This window comes from Chryseobacterium rhizosphaerae, assembly GCF_003385455.1.
Taxonomy (GTDB): domain Bacteria; phylum Bacteroidota; class Bacteroidia; order Flavobacteriales; family Weeksellaceae; genus Chryseobacterium; species Chryseobacterium rhizosphaerae.
Genome location: NZ_QNUF01000056.1, coordinates 1 through 6,846, shown reverse-complemented (window position 1 = coordinate 6,846; position 6,846 = coordinate 1). Strand labels below are relative to the sequence as shown.

General features: G+C 39.8%; 1 protein-coding gene. It reads left to right on the top strand.

What is annotated here, in order from left to right; translation table 11 throughout:
• A partial coding sequence (locus DRF57_RS23140; RefSeq protein ID WP_115921099.1) for a non-ribosomal peptide synthetase occupies positions 1–6,846 on the top strand: 6,846 nt, incomplete at both ends.

Below are 6,846 nucleotides of genomic sequence, written 5' to 3'. Positions count from 1 at the left end.
ACGCAGGATTTTCAGCAGCTTATTTGTGTATGAGAACTATCCGGTACCTAAGGGAGGTGAGGGTAATGAGTTGGGATTTGTATTCATGGACTCTGTAGAAAAGCTTGATTATCCATTGGGGATAGTAGCCTATGAGCGAGGAGAAGAAGTTTCCATGACTCTGAATTTTGAAGGCTATCTTTTTGATTATTCTGTGATGGAAAGGCTTATCGAAGGAATGAAAACAATCCTTACCCAGCTCTTGAAAAATCCAGAAATCGAACTGAAAGACCTGTCTTATATTACCGCGGATGAATCTGTAAAAATAATGGAAGAGTGGAATGATACAGACTTTTCCTATCCGAATACAGCTACAGTTCCTGAACTATTCGAGATGCAGGTTGAGAAGACACCTGACAATATAGCGTTACTATATCAGGAGATTAAATTAACCTATCGTGAGCTTAATGAAAGAGTAAACCGTTTGGCAAATTATCTGATCAAGAGATATGACCTTCAGCCGGATGACTTAGTTCCACTATGTTTGGAACGATCTGAGGATATGTTGATTGCTATTTTAGGAGTAATAAAAGCAGGAGCAGCCTATGTTCCAATAGATCCGTCTTCTCCTGTAGACAGAATAAAATACATATTGGATGATACAGATGCCAGAGTCGTTTTAGCTCAGCAGAATACCATAGACAGGATACAGAATACAGAAAATTTAGAAGTTGTATCCCTAGATGGAGAGGCATTCAAAAAAACGATTAAAAATGTAGACTCCGGAAACCCGATCACAAAACTTACCTCCCGCAACCTTGTCTATGTCATCTACACAAGTGGAACAACGGGCATGCCGAAAGGAGTGATGGTGGAACATAGGAATATAATAAATCTGATTAAGGATGTATATTCCCGCTATCAACTGCGAGAATCAGATGTTATTTTCCAATTTGCTAACTATGTATTTGATCCATCCATAGAACAGATATTAATGGCTGTTTTAAATGGAAATCCTTTGTTGTTTATAAAAGATAAAACTTTTTTAAATGAAGAAGTATTTTTGAAAATACTTAATGATAATAATGCCTCCTATATCAACCTTACGCCTTCAGTATTACAGAATATTGATATTACCAGGGTTAAAAGCCTTACAAGATTGGCGTCTGGAGGAGAGGCTCTGACCAATGATCTGTATGCCAAATTGGTAAACAAGCATTTTACGCTAATCAATTGCTACGGACCTACGGAAACGACAGTTACCTCCATAATTAATATGGATCAAAGTATGAACAGTATTGGCCGTCCTATCGGAAATATGAAGGCTTATATACTTGATAGTCATATGAATCCAGTTCCTGTAGGGGCTTTGGGAGAGCTCTACATTGGGGGAGCAGGTATCACAAGAGGGTATTTGAACCGTCCGGAACTTACCCAGGAACGCTTTATAGTAAACCCTTTCCAGACAGAAGATCAAAAGGCTAAAAATACAAATGCCAGACTTTATAAAACAGGAGATCTTGTTCGTTGGCTTCCGGCTGGAAATATAGAATATATTGGTAGAAATGACTTCCAGGTAAAGATAAGAGGATACCGTATTGAATTAGGTGAAATTGAAAACAGACTTCTTCAATATCCGGGAATTCGCCAGGTAGCAGTTCTTGCAAAGGAAAATAATACCGGATTGAAATATATTGTCGGATATTATGTAGCTGATTCTATAATTGATTCACACCTGCTTTCAGAGTTCCTCTCAGAGACCTTACCTGAATATATGGTACCGGTGGCTTTTGTACATCTCGTAACCCTTCCTGTTACTGTTAACGGAAAACTGGACAGAAAACAGCTTCCTGAGCCTGGATTTATCGGAGGGGGAGAATATACCGCTCCTGAGAATGAGCTTCAGCAAAAGCTTTGTCAGGTTTATGGGGAAGTCCTGGGGATTAATGCAGAGCGTATCAGTATCCATGATGATTTCTTCCGTCTCGGAGGAAACAGTATCATGTCCATCAAACTGATCAGTAAAATTAAACAAAACCTTGCGTTACAGGTAGATGTAGCCATGGTATTCACTAATAAAACAGTCGCTTCTCTGGAAAAAGTTCTGAGAGAAAATACGACCTATGAACAAGTTATTATCACTCCTGTAGCCATTGATTCTCCGGAAGAGCAGCGATTATCTTTTGCCCAGGAAAGACTTTGGTTCATAGAAACCTATGAAGGAGGAAGTAGTGCGTATAATATTCCAATGACAGCACTTCTGGATCAGAAAACGGATATTCCGGTTCTATGCAAAGCTCTTGAAGCGGTTATCGTACGCCATGAGATCCTTCGTTCGGTAATCCGAACTACAGAAGACGGAACAGGGTATCAGGTGGTTACGGATCTCATTCCGGAATTCAAAATAACGGAAGTAGAGACAAGAGAAGAATTGGATCAATACATAAACAAATGTGCCAATAGGATCTTCCGCCTGGATGAAGAAATCCCTGTAGAGATCAATATCTTCAAACTCAAGGATCAGCACTATATGTCGATGGTAATCCATCATATCGCTTTTGACGGATGGTCTACTGATATATTCCTCAAAGAGATACAAACGATTTATAGATCTCTGATTAATAAAGACAATGCTTCTGAGCTGCCTGCTTTACAATTCCAGTACAAAGATTTTGCCTTATGGCAACGTCATTATCTTGCAGGAGAACTTCTTGATCAGCAGATTGGCTACTGGAAAGATCAACTTGGTGATTTCCAGAACCTTGATTTGGCTACGGATTTCAAGAGACCTTCCCAAATTTCTTACGAAGGAGAAAACCTGTACTTCAGTCTGAATACAGAGCAAGGCGAAAAAATAAAAAAACTCTCAAAAGAACTTGGGGTCAGTCTGTACAGTGTAATGCTTAGTGGATATTACCTGATGCTTTCAGCGTATTCCGGACAGGATGATATCGTAGTGGGAAGCCCTATTGCGAACCGTCATCATGCCGGTCTTGAAGACATCATCGGGTTCTTTGTCAATACCCTTGCGTTAAGAGAAAAAATTGATGCAGAACAGAACCTTAAAGACTTTATTTTACAGGTATCAAAATCCGTGACAGAGGCGCAGTCTCATCAGGACCTTCCATTTGAGAAGCTGGTAGAAGAATTAGGAGTAGAGCAGGATACTTCCAGACACCCTGTTTTCCAGGTGATGTTCGGACTGCAGAACTTTGGAGGAGATGCTTCTTCTGAAAATAACGGAGATGCTTTATTTTATCCTTTTGATGGGGAAATAGATTATCAGGTTGCGAAATTTGACCTGACTACCATGATCGACGATGGTGGAGAAAATATACATGGAATGTTCAATTACGCTAAAGCGATTTTCTCAAAAGAGACCGTCGGTAATATGATCCATTCCTATGAATTTTTACTGAATCAAATAGCGGAAACAGAAGGACAGAAAGATATCAGGCTTTCAGAACTCAATTTTATTCCACAGGAACAGTATAAAAAAGTAACGGAAGTATGGAACACCACCCATGCGGAGTATCAGGCAGAAATGACGGTACATCAGTTATTTGAAAATCAGGTGTTGAAAACTCCGGATCAGACAGCATTGGTATATCAGGACGTTCAACTTTCTTACAGAGAGCTTAACGACAGATCAAACCGCCTGGCTAATTATCTGATCGAAACGTACAATCTACAACCTGATGATATTATTCCTTTATGCTTAGATCGTTCAGAGCATATGCTGATTGCGGTTCTTGCTGTAATGAAAGCGGGAGCTGCTTATGTGCCAATGGATCCTTCGTATCCTGTGGACAGAATAAAACATATCCTTCAGGATACTAATGCTACAATAGTTCTTACAGAAGAAAAATCTGCAGAAAAGATAAGTGGTTTAGAAAATATCGGGCTATTATCTCTGGATAATGTCAGTCTTAAAGCACAGCTTGAAATAGCAGAGTCTAAAAACCTTGTTACTAAAGTGAATTCCGGCAATCTGGCCTACGTCATCTATACCAGTGGAACAACAGGACTTCCGAAAGGAGTAATGATTGAACATTCCGGAGTGATAAACCTTATAGAATCAATGATTAAGGCTCACCGACTTGAAGAATTTCAGGAAGTGGGTTGTTACTCAAATTATGTATTTGATGCTTTTGTGTATGAGGCCTTCCCGGTCTTGTGTAATGGAAATACATTATGGCTTTACAGCAATGATCTTAGAACATCAGTAAGCGGGCTTAATGAGTATATTAAAGAAAATAATATAGAAGTTTCATTTATTCCACCGGTTTTATTGAGAGAAGTGGTAGACAACGGAACCAACCTGAAGCTGATTTTTGCCGGAGGAGAGAGTTTCCCTGCTTTGGATAAAAATATAGAGGATATCATTCTTGTTAATGAGTATGGACCTACCGAAGGAACGGTCTGTGCTACATTACATTACTACAAAGAAGACAACAATCCATTGAATATCGGTGGCCCTATAGCAAATGCTACAGCATATGTTCTTGACAGCCAACATCGTGCTGTTCCTGTGGGTGCTGTAGGAGAGCTTTATATAGGGGGAGCAGGTATTGCCAGAGGCTACTTAAACCAGCCAGAGCTGACAGAAGAACGCTTCCTTGACAATCCATTCCAAACGCTAGCGCAAAAAGAAAAAGGAGAAAACAGACGTTTATACAAAACGGGTGACCTAGTACGCTGGTTATCCAATGGCGAACTGGAATATGTGGGTCGAAATGACTTCCAGGTGAAGATCAGGGGGTATAGAATCGAGCTAGGCGAGATTGAAAATATATTGCTTGATTACCCAGGTATCCGTCAGACCGCAGTATTGGCGAAAGAAAACAAAGCAGGATTAAAATACCTGGCAGGATACTATGTATCAGATGCTGAGGTTGATTCCAATGTACTCTCAGAACACCTTTCCGCGAGCTTACCAGAATATATGGTCCCGAGTGCTTTTGTTCATTTAACAGCCTTGCCATTAACGATCAATGGAAAACTGGACAGAAAACAACTTCCGGAACCGGAGTTTACAGGAAGCAAAAATTATGTTGCTCCTGAAACCGAATTACAGACTAAACTATGTTATATCTATGGCGAAGTATTAGGTCTTGATGCTGAAAGTATCAGTATCCATGATGATTTCTTCAGATTAGGAGGAAACAGTATCATGGCCATAAAACTGATCAGTAAGATCAAGCAGGTGCTGGATATAAGAGTAGAAGTAGCCATGATTTTCAGCCATAAAACAATTGCTTCTCTTTCCCATATTCTGGCAGATGAAAACAACAGAGGAGAGCAGATTACGATTACTCCCGTAGAAGTTAACACTCCGGAAGAACAAAGGTTATCTTTCGCACAGGAAAGGCTTTGGTTTATAGAAAATTACGAAGGAGGAAGCAGTGCTTACAATATCCCGATGATCTTCCGTTTGGATGAAAAAGCAGATATTTCAATACTGTGTAAAGCTCTAGACGCTATTATAATGCGCCATGAAGTACTTCGTTCAGTTATTCGTACTACCGATAACGGAATAGGATGGCAGTCTGTGGTAGATGATATTCCAGCTATACATCAGCATGAGGTGAAGACAATGGCTGAGCTTGAAGAAAAAGTAAGCAGTGTAGCCAATAAAATCTTCCGTTTGGAAGAAGAATTACCGGTAGACATCAATATATTTAAATTAGAAGAATCTTACTATCTGTCTATTGTTATACACCATATTGCATTTGACGGATGGTCTACAGAAGTATTCTTAAAAGAATTAGTCCATATTTACAATGCCATTACAGAAGGAAGACCGCATGAGCTTCCTGGTTTAAAAATTCAATATAAAGACTTTGCTTTATGGCAGCGTAATTATCTTACAGGAGAACGTCTTGATCAGCAGATCAGCTATTGGAAAAACAAATTGAGCGGATTCCAAAACCTTGATTTAGCAGCAGATTTCAAGAGACCATCCCAAATATCTTATGATGGAGAGAATCTGTACTTTAGCCTGGATGCAGAGCAGACCCTAAGGTTGAAAAACCTTTCGAAAGACCTTGGAGTAAGTTTATACAGCATAGTATTGGGTGGATATTACCTGACGCTTTCAGCCTATTCCGGACAGGACGATATCATAGTAGGAAGCCCTATTGCCAACCGACACCATGTAGGACTTGAAGATATGATCGGGTTCTTCGTGAATACTCTTGCATTAAGAGAAAACATTGATCCGGGCCAAAGGGTAAAAGATTTCATTCTACAGGTAGCTCAGTCGGTGACAGAGGCCCAGTCTCATCAGGATCTTCCATTTGAAAAATTAGTGGAAGAGCTGGGAGTAGAACAGGATACCTCCCGTCATCCGGTTTTCCAGGTGATGTTTGGTCTTCAAAGCTTTGGTGAAGATGTTGCTTCATCTGAAAATGAAAAGACGATACTTCATCCTTTTAACGGAAATGTAGACTATCAGGTGGCTAAGTTTGATATTACCACCATGATCAATGATATAGGGGAGACTTTACAGGGAATGTTCAACTATGCTAAAGCTGTTTATTCAAAAGAAACAGTTAAAAATATGATGAATTCTTATCTGTTCATGCTTGATCAGATCGCAGGAATTAATCAGCAGGAAAACCTTACATTATCTGAACTCAACCTTATTCCTCAGGACCAATACACCCAGTTATCAGGGTTATGGTCTACAGAAAGTGATTATGCGAGTGACACAACGATTCAGGCATTATTTGAAGCCCAGGTTGAAAGAACTCCGGATCACATAGGCATAGTATATCAGGATGTAAGGATGTCTTACCGTGAGCTTAATGATCGTTCGAACCGTCTGGCTCATTACCTTATTGAAACTTACGACCTTCAGCCTGA